At 36.2% G+C, this 18,463-nt stretch carries 15 protein-coding genes and 1 pseudogene; 5 read left to right on the top strand and 11 right to left on the bottom strand.

From position 1 onward, the window contains the following. From ACY651_RS05330 to ACY651_RS05320, 3 genes and pseudogenes are all read left to right on the top strand, one after another. Window positions 1-953: pseudogene (locus ACY651_RS05330) on the top strand (F0F1 ATP synthase subunit alpha); the annotation flags it as partial. Window positions 954-1,095: 142 nt separating this feature from the next. Further along, on the top strand, window positions 1,096-1,644 hold the full coding sequence (locus ACY651_RS05325) for a hypothetical protein (protein ID WP_462250462.1): 549 nt from the start codon (window positions 1,096-1,098) through the stop codon (window positions 1,642-1,644). Window positions 1,645-1,768: 124 nt separating this feature from the next. Next, window positions 1,769-4,930 (top strand): hypothetical protein, encoded by a 3,162-nt coding sequence (locus tag ACY651_RS05320; RefSeq protein WP_462250460.1) that lies wholly within the window; start codon window positions 1,769-1,771, stop codon window positions 4,928-4,930. Between the two features lie 123 nt (window positions 4,931-5,053). Here the strand turns inward: ACY651_RS05320 and ACY651_RS05315 are convergent, their stop codons facing one another. The 7 genes from ACY651_RS05315 to ACY651_RS05285 all read right to left on the bottom strand — a co-directional run bounded on the left by ACY651_RS05315 (window position 5,054) and on the right by ACY651_RS05285 (window position 11,708). Beyond that, window positions 5,054-5,467, bottom strand: a complete 414-nt coding sequence (locus ACY651_RS05315; RefSeq protein ID WP_462250458.1) for a hypothetical protein — start codon at window positions 5,465-5,467, stop codon at window positions 5,054-5,056. 11 nt (window positions 5,468-5,478) lie between these two features. Beyond that, window positions 5,479-6,351, bottom strand: coding sequence for a hypothetical protein (locus ACY651_RS05310; protein WP_462250456.1), 873 nt, complete (start codon window positions 6,349-6,351; stop codon window positions 5,479-5,481). A gap of 33 nt (window positions 6,352-6,384) precedes the next feature. Next, a complete protein-coding gene (locus ACY651_RS05305) occupies window positions 6,385-6,936 on the bottom strand; it encodes an RNA polymerase sigma factor (RefSeq protein ID WP_462250454.1) in 552 nt (183 codons plus the stop codon). A gap of 71 nt (window positions 6,937-7,007) precedes the next feature. Continuing rightward, on the bottom strand, window positions 7,008-7,961 hold the full coding sequence (locus tag ACY651_RS05300; RefSeq protein ID WP_462250452.1) for a transketolase family protein: 954 nt from the start codon (window positions 7,959-7,961) through the stop codon (window positions 7,008-7,010). Between the two features lie 173 nt (window positions 7,962-8,134). Next, on the bottom strand, window positions 8,135-9,190 hold the full coding sequence (gene galE / locus ACY651_RS05295; protein ID WP_462250450.1) for a UDP-glucose 4-epimerase GalE: 1,056 nt from the start codon (window positions 9,188-9,190) through the stop codon (window positions 8,135-8,137). 69 nt (window positions 9,191-9,259) lie between these two features. After that, complete coding sequence (locus ACY651_RS05290) at window positions 9,260-10,972, bottom strand: anion permease (protein WP_462250448.1); 1,713 nt, start codon at window positions 10,970-10,972, stop codon at window positions 9,260-9,262. An 85-nt stretch (window positions 10,973-11,057) separates the two neighbouring features. Then, window positions 11,058-11,708 carry a DUF47 domain-containing protein gene (locus ACY651_RS05285; protein ID WP_462250446.1) on the bottom strand — a complete coding sequence of 217 codons (651 nt, stop codon included), beginning with the start codon at window positions 11,706-11,708 and terminating at the stop codon, window positions 11,058-11,060. Between the two features lie 124 nt (window positions 11,709-11,832). Between ACY651_RS05285 and ACY651_RS05280 the strand changes: the two genes are divergently transcribed. Then, complete coding sequence (locus ACY651_RS05280) at window positions 11,833-13,140, top strand: porin (protein ID WP_462250444.1); 1,308 nt, start codon at window positions 11,833-11,835, stop codon at window positions 13,138-13,140. Window positions 13,141-13,144: 4 nt separating this feature from the next. Here ACY651_RS05280 and ACY651_RS05275 read toward each other — a convergent pair whose 3' ends face one another. From ACY651_RS05275 to ACY651_RS05260, 4 genes are all read right to left on the bottom strand, one after another. Beyond that, a complete protein-coding gene (locus ACY651_RS05275) occupies window positions 13,145-13,816 on the bottom strand; it encodes a hypothetical protein (RefSeq protein WP_462250442.1) in 672 nt (223 codons plus the stop codon). Between the two features lie 116 nt (window positions 13,817-13,932). Beyond that, window positions 13,933-15,780 carry a membrane protein insertase YidC gene (gene yidC, locus ACY651_RS05270; RefSeq protein WP_462250440.1) on the bottom strand — a complete coding sequence of 616 codons (1,848 nt, stop codon included), beginning with the start codon at window positions 15,778-15,780 and terminating at the stop codon, window positions 13,933-13,935. Between the two features lie 130 nt (window positions 15,781-15,910). Next, a complete protein-coding gene (locus ACY651_RS05265) occupies window positions 15,911-16,561 on the bottom strand; it encodes a 50S ribosomal protein L25 (RefSeq protein ID WP_462250438.1) in 651 nt (216 codons plus the stop codon). Window positions 16,562-16,694: 133 nt separating this feature from the next. Then, window positions 16,695-17,648 (bottom strand): ribose-phosphate pyrophosphokinase, encoded by a 954-nt coding sequence (locus ACY651_RS05260; protein WP_462250436.1) that lies wholly within the window; start codon window positions 17,646-17,648, stop codon window positions 16,695-16,697. 74 nt (window positions 17,649-17,722) lie between these two features. Here ACY651_RS05260 and radC point away from each other — a divergent pair, with 74 nt between their 5' ends. Continuing rightward, window positions 17,723-18,424 carry a RadC family protein gene (gene radC, locus ACY651_RS05255; RefSeq protein ID WP_462250434.1) on the top strand — a complete coding sequence of 234 codons (702 nt, stop codon included), beginning with the start codon at window positions 17,723-17,725 and terminating at the stop codon, window positions 18,422-18,424. Window positions 18,425-18,463 lie beyond the last annotated feature (39 nt).

Raw genomic sequence — 18,463 nt, 5'->3', positions numbered from 1 at the left:
CAAGCACTATTGCCGGTATAATGAAGACATTAGAAGAAAACGGAGCAATGGCTTACACAACAATTGTTGCTGCTTCTGCTTCCGATCCTGCTCCATTGCAGTTTTACGCACCATTTGCCGGAGCTGCCATTGGAGAGTTTTTTCGTGATACCGGAAGGCCTGCATTAATTATTTATGATGATCTTTCTAAACAGGCTGTGGCTTACCGTGAGGTTTCATTATTATTGCGCCGTCCGCCGGGCCGTGAAGCATATCCGGGTGATGTATTCTATCTGCACAGCCGTTTATTAGAAAGAGCTGCAAAAGTTATCTCTAAAGATGACATTGCAAAACAAATGAACGATCTACCAGAGTCTATAAAACATTTAGTAAAGGGCGGAGGCTCCTTAACAGCATTACCTATTATTGAAACACAGGCCGGTGATGTATCGGCATATATTCCTACAAACGTAATTTCAATTACTGATGGACAGATATTTTTAGAAGGTAACTTATTTAATGCCGGTATCCGTCCTGCAATTAACGTGGGTATTTCGGTTAGCCGTGTGGGTGGTAACGCTCAAATTAAGTCGATGAAAAAAGTTGCCGGTACACTTAAGTTAGACCAGGCTCTTTACCGGGAGCTGGAAGCCTTTAGTAAATTTGGTGGTGATTTGGATGCTGCTACAAAAAATGTAATTGACAAAGGTGCAAGAAACGTGGAAATATTAAAACAGTTGCAATACTCACCCATGTCTGTTGAAAAACAGGTGGCTATAATCTATTTAGGTACACAGGGTTTATTAAGAGAAGTAGCTGTTAAAAATGTAAAAGCTTTTGAAGAACATTTTTTAATGGAAATGGAAAATAAATATCCTGAAATTTTAGCAGAGTTTAAAAAAGGGAATTTATCTGATGATGGCATTAAAAAGATAACTGAGCTGGCCAAAGGATTAATAGGGCAGTATAAATAAAGTAATTGTTATTTTAAATAGTTAAAGGTTCAGAAGTTTCTGAACCTTTTTTGTTACCCAGTTATTTTATTTTAAAGGAGCTCACTCGAAATATTGTAGTAAATTTATTATCTAATTTTAAGGCAACTATACTTTATTGGGTATGAAAAAGCTGAATCATAAAACAAAAATGCGCTACTTTTTAATAGTATTTTCCCTTACACCTTTACTTTTGTTTAGCCAGACACGGTTATTTATTAAAAAGTCCTATGCGTACTATAGCATAACAGCTAAAAATCTATCTCCAAAAGGTGGTACGGATGAAATTATAACACTGGATACAGGCAACATTGTTTCTTTATCTGAAACTACCATCGAAAACGATACCAGCATACTAGTTTTTATTGAAGCAAGCACACAAAATATTAAATGGAGTATTGCACAGCAGGGTAACCTTTTTTTTTCTATTACGCCACTGTTACAGCAAAGCCCTTTGCAACCTGGTTTTTTAAACGGTGGCGGGCCAATAACTATTTCTGCAGCAAAGGGATACTTTTTATATGCACTGCAACTTGTAAAAAAAACTCAGAAAGCAGCAAATAGTAGGTGGAGAATAACATCCCCGCTTGTTTTAAAAGGTAATTGCGGCGGTAAAAATATTGTATTAAAAACCGCTTCATTAAAAGAAATTATAGTCTTGCCCCCCTCATAATGCAATCAAAATTTTACTATTAACGGGACACCTGTTTTATGTTATATTACATGTAGTTTTTTTTTACTTATTGGCTATTTTTTATTAATATTGATAAAATTTCTAACCGCTAAACCTGGTTTTTATGACTACCAATTATTTTTCTTTCCCACACTGTAATAAAAAAAATGTTCTGCTCTATTGCAAACATTTTTTTTTAACAACGCTAGTTGCCGGCATTACTGTAAATGTTGCCATTGCACAACAATCTCAAAAAGCAGTACAAACAAAAAATGCATCTGGTAAGCCTGTTAAAAAATTTACTTTTGCTACAAGAATACCAGAAAAAAAACCAGTTACATTAACGTTTGACAAGGAAAAAGAAATAAAAGCGAAGGAATCTTCCGTAGGTGAAAGGGAACAATTTGAATTTGATATGTTAAAAGACCCCGCCACAGGCAAAATTCCCAGGATGGCATGGAAAAAGTCGCTTGATGCTGCACAAGCTACCCCAACATACGAATCCACTACATTAGGACCGCTTGGTGTACTTTCTGTAACACCAAAAGGGCCTACCAATTTGGGCGGAAGAACAAGGGCGCTTGGAATTGATGTTAGAGACGATAACATTATGATTGCAGGCAGTGTAAGTTCCGGCGTGTACCGTACAACTAACGGAGGTACATCCTGGACAAGGGTAGTGCCTGCAGGGCAAGTTCATAACATAGTAAGTGTAGCACAAGACCCACGCCCCGGGTTTCAGGATACATGGTATTTCGGCACGGGAGAGACAAGCGGAAATTCGGCTGGTTTGGGTGCCTTTTATTATGGTTCTGGTATATGGAAGTCTACTGACAATGGAGTAACATGGACTCAATTAGCCAGCACAGCAAGTACTTTAGAATCATTCACTTCAGCTTTCGATTTTGTTCATAAAATTGTAATTGATCCTACTAATGGAAATGTATATGCTGCTGCCAGTAACACCATTCAACGTTCTACAGATGGTGGAACCACTTGGACTTTAGTATTGGGAACTTTAGCCAATGCAGGGTTTACAGATGTTATAGTTACACCAACCGGAAGAGTGTACGCAGCTTTTACAGGCACCGATGCAACAAATGATGGTGTGTGGACATCTGCAACAGGCGCTTCGGGTACCTGGGGTACCCGTATTGCAGGAACAGGTGGTGTACCCAACCACGCCAACTGGAACGCATTGAATGCCTACGGAAGAGTAGTACTTGCTTATGCACCATCAAGCACCAATCTTATTTATGCGCTTTATTATAATAATATAACCTCTGCTTGTGGGGCACCTGCTGTTGAAGCAGAATTTTACAGATGGGATCAGTCATTAACCACATGGACAGACTTATCTGCAAATTTACCAGATGAGACAGGCTGTTTGGCCGGCAACGATCCCTTTGCCGTACAAGGAGGGTATGATTTAGTTGTTACTGTAAAACCAGATGATGCTAATACTATTTTTATTGGCGGCACCAATATTTACCGTTCTACTAATGGATTTACAAGTACTGCCGCCACCACCCGTATTGGTGGTTATAATTCTTCTGCAAGCTATGCGTTATACGCTAACTCTCATCCTGATATTCATGCATTAGTTTTTGGATCGGGCAGCAACACTGTTCTATATTCTGGTAATGATGGCGGTATACAAAAAGCAGACATTACCGCTGGTTCTGTAACGTGGACGCCTTTAAACAATGATTACGTAACCTATCAGTATTATCATACAGATATTTTGCCTGTTGGTGGCAGTGATATTTTCGTTGGTGGGGCACAGGATAATGGTACAACTTTAAACAGCGGCGGCACCACTGCTAGTTCTATTTTTGGTGGTGATGGTGTTGCTACCGGATTTATTTCCTATACAAACCCCACTACATTTAATATTATTTGCGGCAGCCAGAACGGTAACCTTGTAAGGCTTACTGGTCCAAGTGCTGGTTTCTCAATTTCCCCGTCAGGTTCTACCAGCATTTTTGTTACATATTTTAATCTGGATCAAGATAATACCAACCACTTGTTTTATGCCGGTAGTGCCTCTTTATACCGAACAAGAATTGCAAGTACCATTTCGGGAACTACTGTAACGGCTAACGCTGCCACGGGTTGGGAATTGATGTCCGGTAGTGGTATTTCCGGCAATATAAGAAGCCTTGCAACATCAAGGAATAAAGCTTATGCAGATGCAGCTTATTCTGTTTCTGACGCAAACAGAAAACTGTACATTGGCACATCTACCGGAAGGGTTTATCGCCTAAATGACCCTGCTTTTGTAACAGTTCCAACAGCCGCTGTTGACATTTCGCCTGTTGGTTTTCCTGCTGCTATTGTAAGCTCAATTGCTATTAACCCTGCCGATGACAACGAGATATTAATTACATATTCTAACTATGGTGTAAACAGTGTGTACCACACTACAAATGCTAATGCAGCCACACCCACATGGACCGTTGTTGAAGGGCCGGCCGGCTCTGCCGTACAGCTTGCTTCGGCACGTTCGTCAGCTATTGTAAAAGTTTTAGGTGTTTCAGAATATTTTGTTGGTACATCTGTAGGACTTTTTACCACTACAACTTTAAGTGGTGCTACTACCTCATGGACCAGGGTTGGAAGCACTGAAATAAACTTTGCTGTTGTAAGTCAGTTAAGATACCGCCCTGCTGATAATAAGATATTAGCAGGAACACATGGCAACGGTATGTTTTTAATTACCCTAACTGATCCTTATGTTCTTGCTATTAAACTGCAAAGCTTTAATGCTGTTAAACAGGGCGATGATGCTTTAATTAACTGGAGGGTGGGTTATTCCAGCACCGCTAAAACATTTGAGGTTTTAAAAAGTACAGACGGAAGAAACTTTACCAGCTTTAAAACGTTTAATGCAATCCTAAATACTGCTGACTATAACACTCTTGATAATAACTTATCAGCAGGCGCAAACTACTATAAACTTAAAATTACAGATGCAAATGGCTCTATAAGTCATAGTAATACCGCTGTTGTATATAACAAGTACGCTGGTTTTGAAATTACCAGCATGATTCCTACTTTAGTAAAAAGCACTTCTGTTATAAGTATTGCAACATATAAGAAAGCAAAAGGCAAATTAATTGTAACTGATGCACAAGGCAGGCAGATATACAGCCAGGAAATTACATTACTTGCGGGCAACAATAATTACAATTTAAATTTTGCAAATCTTTCTTCTGGTATATATTATATCTATGCAGTAAGCCAGGATGGCAAATCGAATATTACCCGTTTTATGAAGGATTAAAAAACTTAGTTAACTATAAACAGAAAACGCCTGCAAATTGCAGGCGTTTTCTGTTTATAAAATATTTTTAATCTGCCGAATGTGAATGAGTATTTATTTAAACTTCACTCCTGTCAATCATCATTATACCCCCCTTCTTAACTTTGGCCTTTGCTGATTGGCTCTTTGTTTGCTTATACGTTCAATAAGTTTTTTTCTAAATTCTCCATTCAGCCTGAAAAGTTTATCAACCCTTTTTGGATTAAGTAAAACTTTATTAAACCTTGGTTCGTATCTTTTTTTGATATCAAGAATTTTTTGTTCCCTTTCCAATTCAGGCAAATTCATATCTACTGCTTTTACCTCTTTTTCAAACTCATTGTGTATTGGCCAAAAAACTTGTGCCTCCGCCGAGCTCAGCTCTAATTTTTGCGTAATAAAAGCCACGTAAAGAGATTTTATTTTTTCCTGCTGTTTTATATCAGCCTCATCAGGTGTTTGGGCATTTGCTGCTAAAAAACCAATCATCATTATTAAAAAACCCAATACTTTTTTCATTGAAGTAAAATTTAATTCATTGTTTTATTATCATCTAATTGATTAAGCAATTCATCAATCTCGTTGCTCTCTGATTTATCGGTATTTGTTTCGTCGGTATCCAGTTTATCGTCTATTTGTGCGGCAGCCACGGCGGCATCAACATCAACTCCTTCTTTAGTTAAAAAACTAAGTATTTCGTCATCAGATACTGTTGCCAGCTCCCCATCCACATTTGTTTTCATTATGCCAGAGTAATTTATTTCAGCAGTCTTGCCGGCATCTCCGCTATTTGTAAACTTATAAACCCCCAATGCCATCACTCCCATAAAAACCGCTGCGACAGCATACTTTAAAATAGCAGCAGTACGCTTTTGCATAGTAACCACTTTGGCCTGCTGAGGTTTTATCTTATTTAATATTTTATCCGGTAATGATTCAAAATAACCCAGCGGTACGGTAAATAAATTTTTGTTTTGAATACTGAAAAGCATTGGAGATAATGCTTTCAATTCACTTGCGGTGGTTTCCTCTTCGTTTATCTTATTTAAGATATTTGCTGACAATGATTCAAAATAACCTTGTGGTACCGTAAATGTATTTTCGTTTTTAATACTGTACAGCATTGGCGACAGTTCTTTTACTTCTGTTGCTTCTTCTGCTTTTATCTTATTTAGAATATTATCCGAAAGTGATTCAAAATAACCCTGTGGCACCTGCATTGAAGGTTGATTGGTAATTGAATTTAACAATACTCCGGTTTCTACTTTTACCACTATTAAAATATCTTCTTCCAGCCTTTCAAAATAACCAATGGGTACAGTAAATACATTCACCCTCTCCACTCCTGCTACAAGCGGACTAAGCTCTTTTAATTCATTCAATATATCAATCCTGTTTTCCATTACAGTTTTAAGACGATGTTATTTACTAAAAGTTTAATTATTAAGTATAAATTCTTCTATTTTTTTTACTGCATGATGATAGCTTGCTTTAAGGGCACCTTCGCTGGTTTCTAAAACCCTGCTCATTTCTTCGTAAGGCATTTCATCGTAGTATCTTAAACTAAACACAACTTTTTGCTTTTCAGGTAATTTTTGAATAGCTACCTGAAGTTTCCACTCAAGTTTATTAGCATCAAAATAATCGCTGGCTTTTACTTTATTGCTAAGGCTGCTTTCTTCATCGCTTAGCGACGCAGTGCTTCTTTTTTTCTGCTGCTCAATAAAAGTAAGCGACTCATTGGTGGCAATGCGGTATAACCAGGTGTATAACTGGCTGTCTTCCCTAAAATTTTCTAAGCCTTTCCAAACTTTAATAAACATGTTTTGCAACACATCATTAGCATCCTCATGCTCTACCACCATGCGGCGTATATGCCAATACAATTTTTCCTGGTATTTTTTAATAATACCGGTAAATGCTTTTTCTTTTGTGGCAGGTTGACTGAACTGAATAAGCAGTTCTTTGTCGTCTAAGTGTGTAGCCATAGTAGGTTTGAGGCAGTAAAAATAAAAAAACCAACCGTAAGATTGGTTTTTTATTAAAAAGTTTAATCCTTTTATTTTCTTGCCATTACTTTTTCTGCTGCAGCTACTATATTCGGAGTATCTAACCCATATTTTGTAAGCAATTCGGTGGGTTTACCACTCTCTCCAAAAGTATCGTTAGTACCAACATATTCAATTGGTATAGGAAAATGTTTGGCAGCAACCTGTGCAATACTATCGCCTAAGCCACCAATAATATTATGCTCTTCGGCTGTAACAGCACATTTTGTTTTTTTTATTGATGCCAGCACCGCTTCAGTATCTAAAGGTTTAATGGTATGAATATTTATTACTTCTACACTTATCCCTTTTTCTTCTAAAATTCTTCCTGCTTCAACCGCTTTCCAAACCAAATGGCCGCATGCAAAAATAGTTACATCAGTTCCTGTAGAAAGTTGTTGAGCTTTGCCAATTACAAAATCTTCTTCTTTAGTAAATATTGGCCAAACAGGGCGGCCAAAACGCAAATAAACTGGCCCTTCGTAATCGGCAATAGCCTGTGTTGCTGCTTTAGTTTGATTATAATCTGCAGGTACAATAACCGTCATACCCGGCAGCATTTTCATTAATCCAATATCTTCTAAAATCTGATGTGTTGCACCATCTTCACCCAAAGTTAAGCCTGCATGCGACGCACAAATTTTTACATTTTTTCCACTGTATGCTACGCTCTGGCGTATTTGATCATACACCCTGCCGGTGCTAAAATTTGCAAAAGTGGTGGTGTAAGGAATTTTCCCTCCTATGGTTAAACCTGCCGCAATACCAATCATATTGGCTTCGGCAATACCGCATTGTACAAAGCGCTCAGGAAATTCTTTAATAAAACCCTGCAGTTTTAAGGAGCCTAAAAGATCGGCTGTTAAAGCAACAATGTTTGGATTTTTTTTCGCCGCTTCTAAAATACCATCTCCAAAACCACTACGGGTATCTTTATTGCCTGTAACCTGAATTTGACTGAGCATATAAGTATATCTATTTGAATTTTTTAAGATGCTGCAAAGTAAAAGAAAGATTTGATTGAAAAGAAAGGCATCTTAAAAAGTTGCCCACATTGTTTTAGTAACCATCACAAATACTAATTTTAATTAACGAATACAACGGTTACCTCCTTATAAATATTCTACGTAAAAATAAATTAATTCAATCCTGCTTTTTGAACTTTAAAAAGATTACCATCATCTTTTAATTTCAATTCCCATTTCCAGGCAGTATCCATCATATCATTCAGGTTATATTGGGGTTGCCAGTCCAGATGAGATTTTGCTTTATTATTATTAGCATAAATGGCTATTACATCTCCTGAACGGCGTGGGCCCGTTTGGTAATTTAATTTTACTCCGCTTATTTTTTCAAATGCATTAATTACCTCCAAAACAGTATAACCATCACCTGTTCCTAAATTATACACTTCGCAAGCTGTGCTATTTTTTTTATTGATAAGATAATTTAAAGCAAGTGTGTGTGCATGTGCAATATCACAAACATGTATATAATCCCGAACACAACTGCCATCTTTTGTATTGTAATCTGTTCCAAAAACCTGCATCATGGGTAATTTACCAATGGCAGTTTGTGTAATTGCAGGCACCAGATTTGCTGGCTTACCAATGGGTAATTCGCCAATGTTATTAGAAGGATGAGCCCCTACAGGATTAAAGTACCTTAATAAAATAGCATTTACCGAATTGCTTTTTACCGTTTCGGATACAATTTGTTCGCCCATTTGTTTGGTAGCACCGTAAGGTGATTCTGCTGGTTTTTGTGGTGTTTCTTCTGTTACAATCATTTCATCCGGATTTCCATAAACTGTGCAGGAAGAAGAGAAAACAAAATGAGGCACATTAAATTCTTCGGCACATTTTAAAATATTGATAAGAGAGTTTAAATTGTTTTCGAAATATATTAAAGGCTTTTCAACTGACTCACCAACAGATTTATACGCTGCAAAATGTATGATGCCTCTTATATCAGTATTTTCCTGAAAAATAGCATAGGTATCATCGTAATTACAAAGATCAACTTTGTAATTTTTAATTTTTTTATTAATAATTTTTTCAACTCCGTTTAATATGGCTTCGTTACTGCGGGAATTATTATCTGCACAAATAACATCAAACCCGTTTTCCACCAGGTCAACAATTGTGTGAGAGCCAATGTAGCCGCAGCCACCTGTTACTAATATTTTGTTCATACTACAAAGAAAACAAAAAAAATCACTCAGTTGCCTGAGTGATTGAATTATAATTAGATTATTTTAAAGTTATTTCATGAAAAAAGAAACCACATAGTACACTGCCGCTGCAAGTAAGCCGCTTACAGGAATGGTGAGTATCCAGGCCCAAATAAGGTTAATCGTTACACCCCAGCGTACTGCACTTAATCTTTTTGTAGCCCCCACACCAATAATTGAACCTGTAATGGTATGTGTTGTAGAAACCGGAATACCCATTTGCCCTGTAAAAAATAAAGTAAATGCTCCTGCTGTTTCGGCGGCTACACCTTCCAGTGGAGTTACCTTTGTAATTTTTGTTCCCATTGTTTTTATAATTTTCCAGCCCCCACTCATGGTACCGAGCCCAATAGCTAAATAACAGGCAATAGGTACCCAGTTAGGTAAATCGGAAAAATTTTGGATACTTCCCTGAGCTATTAATGCTGCGCCTATTATTCCCATTACCTTTTGAGCATCGTTACCACCATGCCCAATACTAAATGCAGCTGAGCTGAATAGCTGTAATTTTTTAAACATGTTTGCTACCTTAAAAGCTGTTGGCGTTCTTATTTTTTCTACATATAAATAAACCAGGCAAAATAATATTGAAGTAAAAATAATACCCCAAACTATCATGCTGTTATCTGCTTTATCAATATCTTTTGCCAAGCTTTTTTCAATGCTAAAGTCCTTAATTTTCTTTTTTACTTTTTCAGTATTCTCATATTTAACAGGATAGATTGAATTTAAAGCAATCACTGTGCTGTCCAAAGACAATTCCTTATTAAAAAAACTTTTTAAAGGTTCTTTATATTTTTCTGTGGCGACTTTTGCAATATTATACTCTGTTTTTACAGCATCGTCACTGGCAGCTTTTGCTTCCAACACTAAAAAGTCGTTTGCATTTCTTACATCATCTTTCAATCTACTTGCCTCAATATCTTTCAACCATCCGCTCTCTGTTGCCTGCCTGGCAATTTTTTTTGCTCCAAGATTATCAAAATTATTAATCAGTACGCTTATATTTTTGTAATTGGGTAAAGCGTCGTCTAATTTTTCTTTTGCAAGTTTATAATTTTTTACTGCCGTTGTATCATTGGGGTTTAATTGCTGTGTAACCAAAGCTGCCGCAGCTTCTGCTTCATATTTATCCACCTTTAAAAATTTCTGAATATTTTCATCCATTTTATCGGCTTCAAATTTATCGAACAATAAAACAGTTAAAAAAGTTGCCAATGCAATAATCCCTATCCGTAACCATATGTTTCGCATTATAGTAACTATGCTGATGAAAATAGAAATTCCCATGCCTATAAGCGGGGCTAGAAAAATAAATATAACTGTGCCGATTATGATATCAGATTCTACAATTTTACCCCAACTATAGCCTATACCTTTTAAGGATAAAGCATGTGCAATTGCTGCGCCGGCAAAACCTCCAATTAATGTGTGGGAAGAAGAGGATGGAATACCATACCACCAGGTTAATAAATTCCAGAAAATTGCTGCTATAAGACCAGATAAAATTACCGGCAATGTTATAAATTCTTTGTTAACTGTTTTACTTATTGTGTTTGCTACGGCGTGATCTTTAAAAATAAAAAAGGCAACGCAATTAAAAATAGCCGCCCAAACCACCGCTTGAAATGGTGTAAGTACTTTTGTGGAAACTACGGTTGCTATAGAATTTGCTGCATCATGAAAGCCATTGATGTAGTCGAAAATTAGCGCCAGTGCAATAATTATTATTACTAAAGTCATAAAAAATAATTTACCATTATCCCGGTATAAGTGTGTCCTATATTTTGGTTAAGTTAACATATCCCTTCAGGAGATAAAAGGGGGTTTATGCGTATTTCACAATTATACTTTCTATTACATTGGCAGCATCTTCACATTTATCAGTAACTATTTCCATTACTTGATAGATTTCTCTTTTCTTAATTACTTCCTTTGCATCTGGTTCTTCAGCAAATAGCCGCTCAATACTCATATCAAAAATATCATCCCCCTGATTTTCAATACTGTTAATAGCAACCAATGCATCAGTAATGCGGCGCATATTTTTCATATTCCGCAATTCGGTAACTGCATCATGCACAGCTACGCAACCCTGTGCAATTATCTCAGCCATTTTATGAATACCTGTATCGTTGGGATTTACTCTGTAAAAATTTATTTTTTTTGCAGATGCATAAATATAGTCCGCAATATCATCCAGTGCAGAAGCTAAGTAGTGAATATCTTCTCTGTCGAAGGGTGTAATAAAATTCTTTCCCAATTCTGTAAAAATCTGGTGCGTATAATCGTCATTTACATGCTCCATATCTTCCAGTTCTTTTATCAGTTTTGCCCTTCCGTCAAAATCTGGTTCATTTACTACTTCTTTTAATTTTTCGCCCATTTTAACCAATACATCAACAACGCTTTCAAATAGTTGAAAGAATACTCTATCCTTAGGTTGAAAAATTTTTAAAATCGAGTTTATACCAGCCATATTTATAATTTTGCGGCAAAGGTTAGGTATTAGGCTAAAAGAATAAAGGGCTTTTACAATGATAATAATTTGTTAACACAGGGGTAACATTAAATTGTTATTTCTTTGCGGCAAAATTTCTTTTATGCTTAAGAAAACTCTGCCATTGCTGGTTGTAATGGCTTTATTGTGTCAAATACTGCAAGCACAGTATTTGATGGATATGGTAGATACCAGCAAAGAAACCGGCAGAGGTTTACTTGCGATGTATAAAAAATTCGATCATCTTAAAATCGGAGGCTATATACAACCTCAATTTCAAATAGCAGAAAGTAAAGGCATAAAAAGCTTTGAAGGCGGGGATTTTGCAGCTAATGTAAACAACAGGTTTATGTTAAGAAGAAGCAGGCTACGTATAGATTATGTACATTTTGCAGAAGGCAAAAAGCCCAGTGTACAAATTGTTTTTCAGTTTGATGCTAATGAACGGGGTTTTACTGTAAGGGATGTTTGGGGCCGGATATTTGAAAATAAATATAAATTATTTTCTTTAACAACAGGGATGTTTGCACGCCCTTTTGGTTACGAAGTTAACCTGAGCAGCAGTGACAGAGAAAGCCCTGAGAGAGGCAGGATGAGCCAGTTACTAATGAAAAGCGAAAGAGATTTAGGAGCAATGGTGAGCTTAGATGCAAGACAAAAGGGTGCAAAATTAAAATACCTTAAAGCAGATTTTGGAGTTTTTAACGGGCAGGGAATTAATGCAGCCGGCGATTTTGATAACACAAAAGATATTATTGGTAATGTAGCTCTTAAAACCTACCCGTTAAATAAAAAAATTACAATTTCTGCAGGAGCTTCAGTTATATATGGTGGCATAATGCAAAATACAAAATATGTTTATTCTACCAGCCAGTTGGCAGGGGTAAAAAAAGTTGTTGTAGATTCATCAATAAACAATACCAACAAAACATCGCCAAGGGAATATTACGGGGCAAACACACAACTAAAATTTAAAAATAACAAAGGGCTTACCACAGAATTAAGGGGCGAATTTGTAACAGGTACACAAACAGGCACGATTAATAATACTGAAACACCTGTGGCTTTAATTTCCGGTGCAGATGGATTTCATATTCGCCATTTTAACGGGGCTTATTTTTATTTGTTGCAGCATATTTTTAATACAAAAAATCAACTCCTGATAAAGTATGATTGGTACGATCCTAATACCGATGTAAAAGGCAATGAAATAGGCGCTGCCGGAAGTAATTTTACAGCCGCAAATATAAAGTACAACACTTTAGGTTTGGGTTATGTAAATTATCTTACAGATAATGTTAAGCTTGTTTTATACTACGCAAAAGTGACAAATGAAAAAACACAATTAACCAATTTTACCAGCGATGTAAAAGACAATGTGTTTACCTGCAGGCTTCAGTTTAGATTTTAATACTTTATTGCCCGCCTTTTCTCATCTGCTGATTCTCTTCGTAAGTCATTACCCTGTAGCCTGATTTAGGAAAATCAAATTTAGAAGCTGCTACAGGTTCAAAACTAATTTTAGAAAGAGTGATTTTATATTTCATTGAACCTGATTCATATTCGTACTGTAATGCTAAACCGGGTAAATTTTTAAACATAGCATCATATTCTTTATTAGTAACTGTTAAATCTGGGGCGTAAAAAACAGTAAGTATTTTACCATTGGGCATTTTTGCTGTTGCTTTTTTACAGGCATAACCGGCAATAGTTGCTGTCTCATTAAAAAATTCAAACTTAATATCGCTGTAAGCTTTGTTTTTTGCTTCCCAATTTTGTTTAGTTAATGTAATCATCAGCTTTTGACTGCTGTATTCTTTTAAAATAACGGAGTTGCCTGTTTTATTATCATGAATGGTAGATTCTTTACCAATTGCACTAGTCATATCAGAACGGCTTTGCCCGCCTTTAATATAAACAGTTACTGTTCCGCCATCCAACGCATCAGCCATTTGAGGCTCCTTGCTGCCCGATTGAATTACAATATCGTACATCATTGTACCTTCTGAAATTGTTTTTTGCCCAAAAGAAAAAACAGTTACAGAAAGTAACAATATCATCAACCCAATCTTTAGTACACTTTTCATTTTATAAATTTTATTAAAGATAATAAAATCCTGTGCCAAAGAAATTTTACGCCTTAAATAAAAAGACCTGCAACCGGGTAATTAGGTTGCAGGCCGTATCTTTTTAACGCAAAATTCTACTTTTTTGTTGTTTTACTTTTGATATCCTGTATTTTTTTCTGGCTTTCCTGCATAGCTGCAATACGCTCCTGCAATTTGCTTTGCTTAACTGGCTTTTTTCGATTTTCCGATATTTGAGCCAGTATTTTTTCGTGATTAATAATATATTTCTGTATAATAATCTGCAGTATTAGTGTAATAGTGTTAGATACGGTATAATACCAGGTTAATGCTGCAGGCAAATTATTAAATACGCCTAACAACAAAACTGGAAAAATATACGGCATATACTTCATAACAGGATTGGTATTATCCTGCATACTGCTCATACTGTAAATAGAAATAAGTAAACTGGTTAGTGTAGCGGTAATTGTGAATAAACTTACATGATCACCATAGAAAGGAATATTGAAAGGGAGTTGCAAAACTGAATCGTATGCTGCCAAATCTTTTGCCCACAAAAAACTTTCTCCCCTCAATGCAATATTGGCCTGAAAGAAATAATATAACGACATAAAGATTGGTATTTGTAGTAATGCCGGTAAACAACCACCCAAAGGGCTTACACCTGCTGATTTCCATAACTTCATTTGTTCCATACTAAATGCCTGCTGATCTAAACTTCCGCTCTTGTCGGTAAACTTTGCTTTAAGAGCGTCAACCTCGGGCTTTAATACTTTCATTTTAGCGCCGCTTAGATAACTCTTATAAAGAATAGGCGAAGTAATTAGGCGTATTAATAATGTTAACAGCAAAATTACCATACCATAGCTGGCAACATTACTTCTTATAAAATCCCAAACAGGTAATAAAAAATGGCGGTTAATATATTTTACAAACGAAAAAGGGCCGCTGCCATAAGTAACAATCTGCTGCATTTCATTATTATACTTATTCATAATAGTATAATCGTTGGGGCCGTAATATAATTGTAATGGCACTACACCATTAGCCGGCACAGTTAGCCTGCAGTTTGCAGTAGCCTGAGTTATTATTTTTAAAGAGTCGGCAGGGGTTACCCAATTTAATTCGGCACTCTGAAATTTATTTTTCGCAATTAATGTGCTTACAAAAAATTGTGGGTTAATGGCTAACCAGTCAAGCGGCTTCTCAAATTTTTCATTACCTCCATTATCTAATGTTTCAAAATCGTATTCCCCGTTGTATAAATAACAAATATGGGTTTGTGTTTTTTCGTATACTAAATCCTTTTCAACCTGGGGCGCTTCTGATTGCCATAATAAATTCATGGTACTTTGTTCTACCATACTGGCTGCATTCTTCAGGTTGATATTAAAATCAAGCATATACCCGTTTTTGCCGGGTGCTGGTAAAGTAAACTGGTGGGTTATTACATCGCCTGCTGAATCTTTAATAGCGTAAGTTAAAGACTGGCTGCTATCAGCATTAATCTTACTTTCATTTTTAATAAAAAACAGATCGCTTGTTTTTGAAATTTTTCCTTCGGTCTTAAACTCGTATGAAAGTTTATTGAAATTACCCGACATAAGCTTAACCGCTTTTTTATCAAGTGTTGTAAACTTTTTTAATTCAATTGCTTTGGGTTGGCCACCTTTGTTGGTAAATGTAACTTTTAATACATCGTTTTCAATGGTGGTTAATTGCTCAACAGTATCGGTTATGTAAGTTAAAGGCAATTGTTTTTTAGCATTGAGTATGGAGTCTGTAATTTTAGCATCTGTTTTTAAAGCATTTGTATCTGCCTTAGGCGCACGGGCTGCAATAGAATCTGCTTTCTTTTTTTCCTGCGCCTGAAACTCCTGGCTGCTTTTACTATTAATATAAAACATCCCAATCAACAAAATCCCTATTAGCACAAAACCTATAACCGTATTCCTGTCCATTCCCATTGTAAAATAATTTTAAGGCGCAAAGGTAGGGAAAGTTATGGGTTAAGTGTTTGCAGTTATTAGCTCACCGCAATAAAAAATGCCCTCACTTTTTGTGAGGGCATCAGTATAAATAAAATAGTTTTTATTTTTTTGCAGCAGGTGCTTTTGCAGCAGCGGCAGGTGCAGCAGCTTTTGCAGCAGCGGGTGCAGCAGCAGCAGTTTTTGGTGCAGTTGCTTCTTCCTGTTTTAACTGCCTTGTCATAGTTACAGATGCAATAGGGATACGTGGAGAGTTTAAAACTTCTATGTTATCCAACTTTACGTCTTCTACCCTTATGTTTTCGTTCAGTTCTAATTTATTGATATCAACATCAATATGTTCTTTTAAATACTTAGGAAATGCTTTTACTTTAAGCGATTTCATTTTTATAACCAACTTACCACCTTCCTTAACACCAGTAGGTGTACCAACAAATTTTAACGGCAAAGTTGCAACTACTTTTTTATCATCCACTAACTCTAAAAAGTCAACATGGGTTAATAAATCGGTTACTTTGTTAAACTGCAGATCTTTTAAAATACAACGGTAAGTACTGCCGTCAATTTTAACGTCTGTCAGCATAAATTCAGATGTGTAAACGATGTCTTTAAAAGCAGTAGCCGGAGCAGAGAAATTAATCTCTTTTTTACCACCATAAATTACACCTGGCACCAGTTGCTGAGAGCGAAGATGGCGGGTGGCTTTTTTTCCGCTTTCGGTCCTCAGTTGTCCTTCGATTGTAATTGATTTCATTTTAATAATTTTTTATGAGGCGCAAAGGTAGGGTTTTAATGGATAATTTATAACGAAATAATGCATAATTACAGCACTTATATTCAATAGCCTATTATTATCCATTATTAATTACCCATTATTAATTACTTGCCTATTTCTTATTCGCCATCCTGCTTCTCATAAAAAGACTATTAATACTTTTATTTTCAAATGCATTACGTATGGTTGTTGCAAACAATTCGTCGGTAGAAAGCACTTTAATTTTAGTGCATTCGCCTCTTAAAGGTATAGTATCACAAACCACCAATTCTTCTAAAACACTGTTTTGTATATTATTGTAGGCATTACCACTTAAAACGGGGTGCGTACACAAAGCTCTTACGCTGCTGGCTCCCTTTTCTTTCATTAATAAGGCGCTTTTAACTAAGGTGCCGCCTGTATCGCATAAATCATCAATCAGCACCACATCCTTACCAGTAACATCACCAATTACAACCATGCTGGCAATTTCATTAGCCCTTTTTCTATGCTTATCACATATTACCATTTCACATTCAAAATAAGAAGCTATTTCACGAATACGGTTTGCACTTCCTACATCCGGTGCCGCAAAAGTCAGGTTAGGTAAATTTAATTTTTCTATATAAGGAATAAAGATGGCCGAAGCTTCCAAATGATCTACAGGAATATCAAAATAACCCTGTATTTGTGGAGCATGTAAATCCATTGTTATAACCCTGTCGGCACCGGCTGCGGTAATCATATTAGCCACTAATTTAGCTCCAATAGCTACCCTTGGCCTGTCCTTTCTATCTTGCCTGGCAAAACCATAATAAGGTATTACAGCAATTACTTTGTAGGCAGATGCCCGTTTTGCGGCATCAATCATTAAAAGTAATTCCATTAAATTATCTGTAGGCGAATAGGTGCTTTGTATTAAAAACACAAACTGCCCTCTTATGCTTTCCTGAAATTCTACATAAATTTCTCCATCGCTAAACCGCTGGATATTTACTTTGCCTAATGGCTCCCCGAATTTTTTAGCAATTTTTTCGGCTAAATACTGAGATCCTGTTCCGGAGAAAATTTTTGCAGATGGTTCCATATATATTTTTGAGATAAATTAAAATAAGATGGCGCAAAAGTATCGTTTAGTTTAGATGAATTAAATTTGAATCTATGGAAAATTTCAACAAGCCTTCCACATCTATAAAAAATTGGGCTGCCGATGACAGGCCCAGAGAAAAATTATTAAGTAAAGGTGCTGAAGTTTTAAGCAACTCCGAACTGATTGCCATATTAATAAATAATGGCAGTAAGGATAAAAGTGCAGTTGATTTAGCAAAAGAAGTTTTAAGGCTGGGCAGTGATAATTTAAATGAACTGGGAAAATTAACCCTTAAAGATTTTCAACAAATAAAAGGAATTGGAGAGGCGAAAGCTATTACAATTGCAGCCGCTTTAGAATTAGGCAGGCGCCGGCAGGCATCCGCAACATTAGATAAAACATTAGTACAAAGCAGTAAAGACATAGCTCAATACCTTAAAGCAATACTTAAAGATTTTACGTATGAAGTATTTGCTGTATTATTTTTAAACAGGGCCAATAAAATAAATCATTTTGAAATAATAAGCCGTGGTGGCATTACCGGTACGGTTGCTGACCCTAGAATTATTTTAAAGAAAGCGCTTGAGCAAGATGCTACTTCAATTGTATTGAGCCACAACCACCCTTCGGGAAGTTTAAAGCCCAGCAGGGCCGATAAAGAACTGACACAAAAAATTAAGGAAGCCGCAAAATATTTGGATATAAAAGTGATTGATCACATTATAGTGAGTGAAGAAGGGTATTACAGTTTTGCGGATGAAGGATTGCTTTAGTTGAAAGTTGATGGTTGATAGTTAATGCAATCAACCTCT

This window comes from Ferruginibacter sp. (assembly GCF_031391665.1).
Lineage (GTDB): Bacteria > Bacteroidota > Bacteroidia > Chitinophagales > Chitinophagaceae > Ferruginibacter.
This window is presented reverse-complemented; position numbering and strand designations above follow the sequence as displayed.

Excerpts from the sequence above, each read along its gene's own strand:
- ACY651_RS05325 (WP_462250462.1), top strand. The coding sequence starts at position 1,096 with ATGAAAAAGCTGAATCATAAAACAAAAATGCGCTACTTTTTAATAGTA.
- ACY651_RS05320 (WP_462250460.1), top strand. The coding sequence starts at position 1,769 with ATGACTACCAATTATTTTTCTTTCCCACACTGTAATAAAAAAAATGTT.
- ACY651_RS05315 (WP_462250458.1), bottom strand. The coding sequence starts at position 5,467 with ATGAAAAAAGTATTGGGTTTTTTAATAATGATGATTGGTTTTTTAGCA.
- ACY651_RS05310 (WP_462250456.1), bottom strand. The coding sequence starts at position 6,351 with ATGGAAAACAGGATTGATATATTGAATGAATTAAAAGAGCTTAGTCCG.
- ACY651_RS05305 (WP_462250454.1), bottom strand. The coding sequence starts at position 6,936 with ATGGCTACACACTTAGACGACAAAGAACTGCTTATTCAGTTCAGTCAA.
- ACY651_RS05300 (WP_462250452.1), bottom strand. The coding sequence starts at position 7,961 with ATGCTCAGTCAAATTCAGGTTACAGGCAATAAAGATACCCGTAGTGGT.
- galE (WP_462250450.1), bottom strand. The coding sequence starts at position 9,190 with ATGAACAAAATATTAGTAACAGGTGGCTGCGGCTACATTGGCTCTCAC.
- ACY651_RS05290 (WP_462250448.1), bottom strand. The coding sequence starts at position 10,972 with ATGACTTTAGTAATAATAATTATTGCACTGGCGCTAATTTTCGACTAC.
- ACY651_RS05285 (WP_462250446.1), bottom strand. The coding sequence starts at position 11,708 with ATGGCTGGTATAAACTCGATTTTAAAAATTTTTCAACCTAAGGATAGA.
- ACY651_RS05280 (WP_462250444.1), top strand. The coding sequence starts at position 11,833 with ATGCTTAAGAAAACTCTGCCATTGCTGGTTGTAATGGCTTTATTGTGT.
- ACY651_RS05275 (WP_462250442.1), bottom strand. The coding sequence starts at position 13,816 with ATGAAAAGTGTACTAAAGATTGGGTTGATGATATTGTTACTTTCTGTA.
- yidC (WP_462250440.1), bottom strand. The coding sequence starts at position 15,780 with ATGGACAGGAATACGGTTATAGGTTTTGTGCTAATAGGGATTTTGTTG.
- ACY651_RS05265 (WP_462250438.1), bottom strand. The coding sequence starts at position 16,561 with ATGAAATCAATTACAATCGAAGGACAACTGAGGACCGAAAGCGGAAAA.
- ACY651_RS05260 (WP_462250436.1), bottom strand. The coding sequence starts at position 17,648 with ATGGAACCATCTGCAAAAATTTTCTCCGGAACAGGATCTCAGTATTTA.
- radC (WP_462250434.1), top strand. The coding sequence starts at position 17,723 with ATGGAAAATTTCAACAAGCCTTCCACATCTATAAAAAATTGGGCTGCC.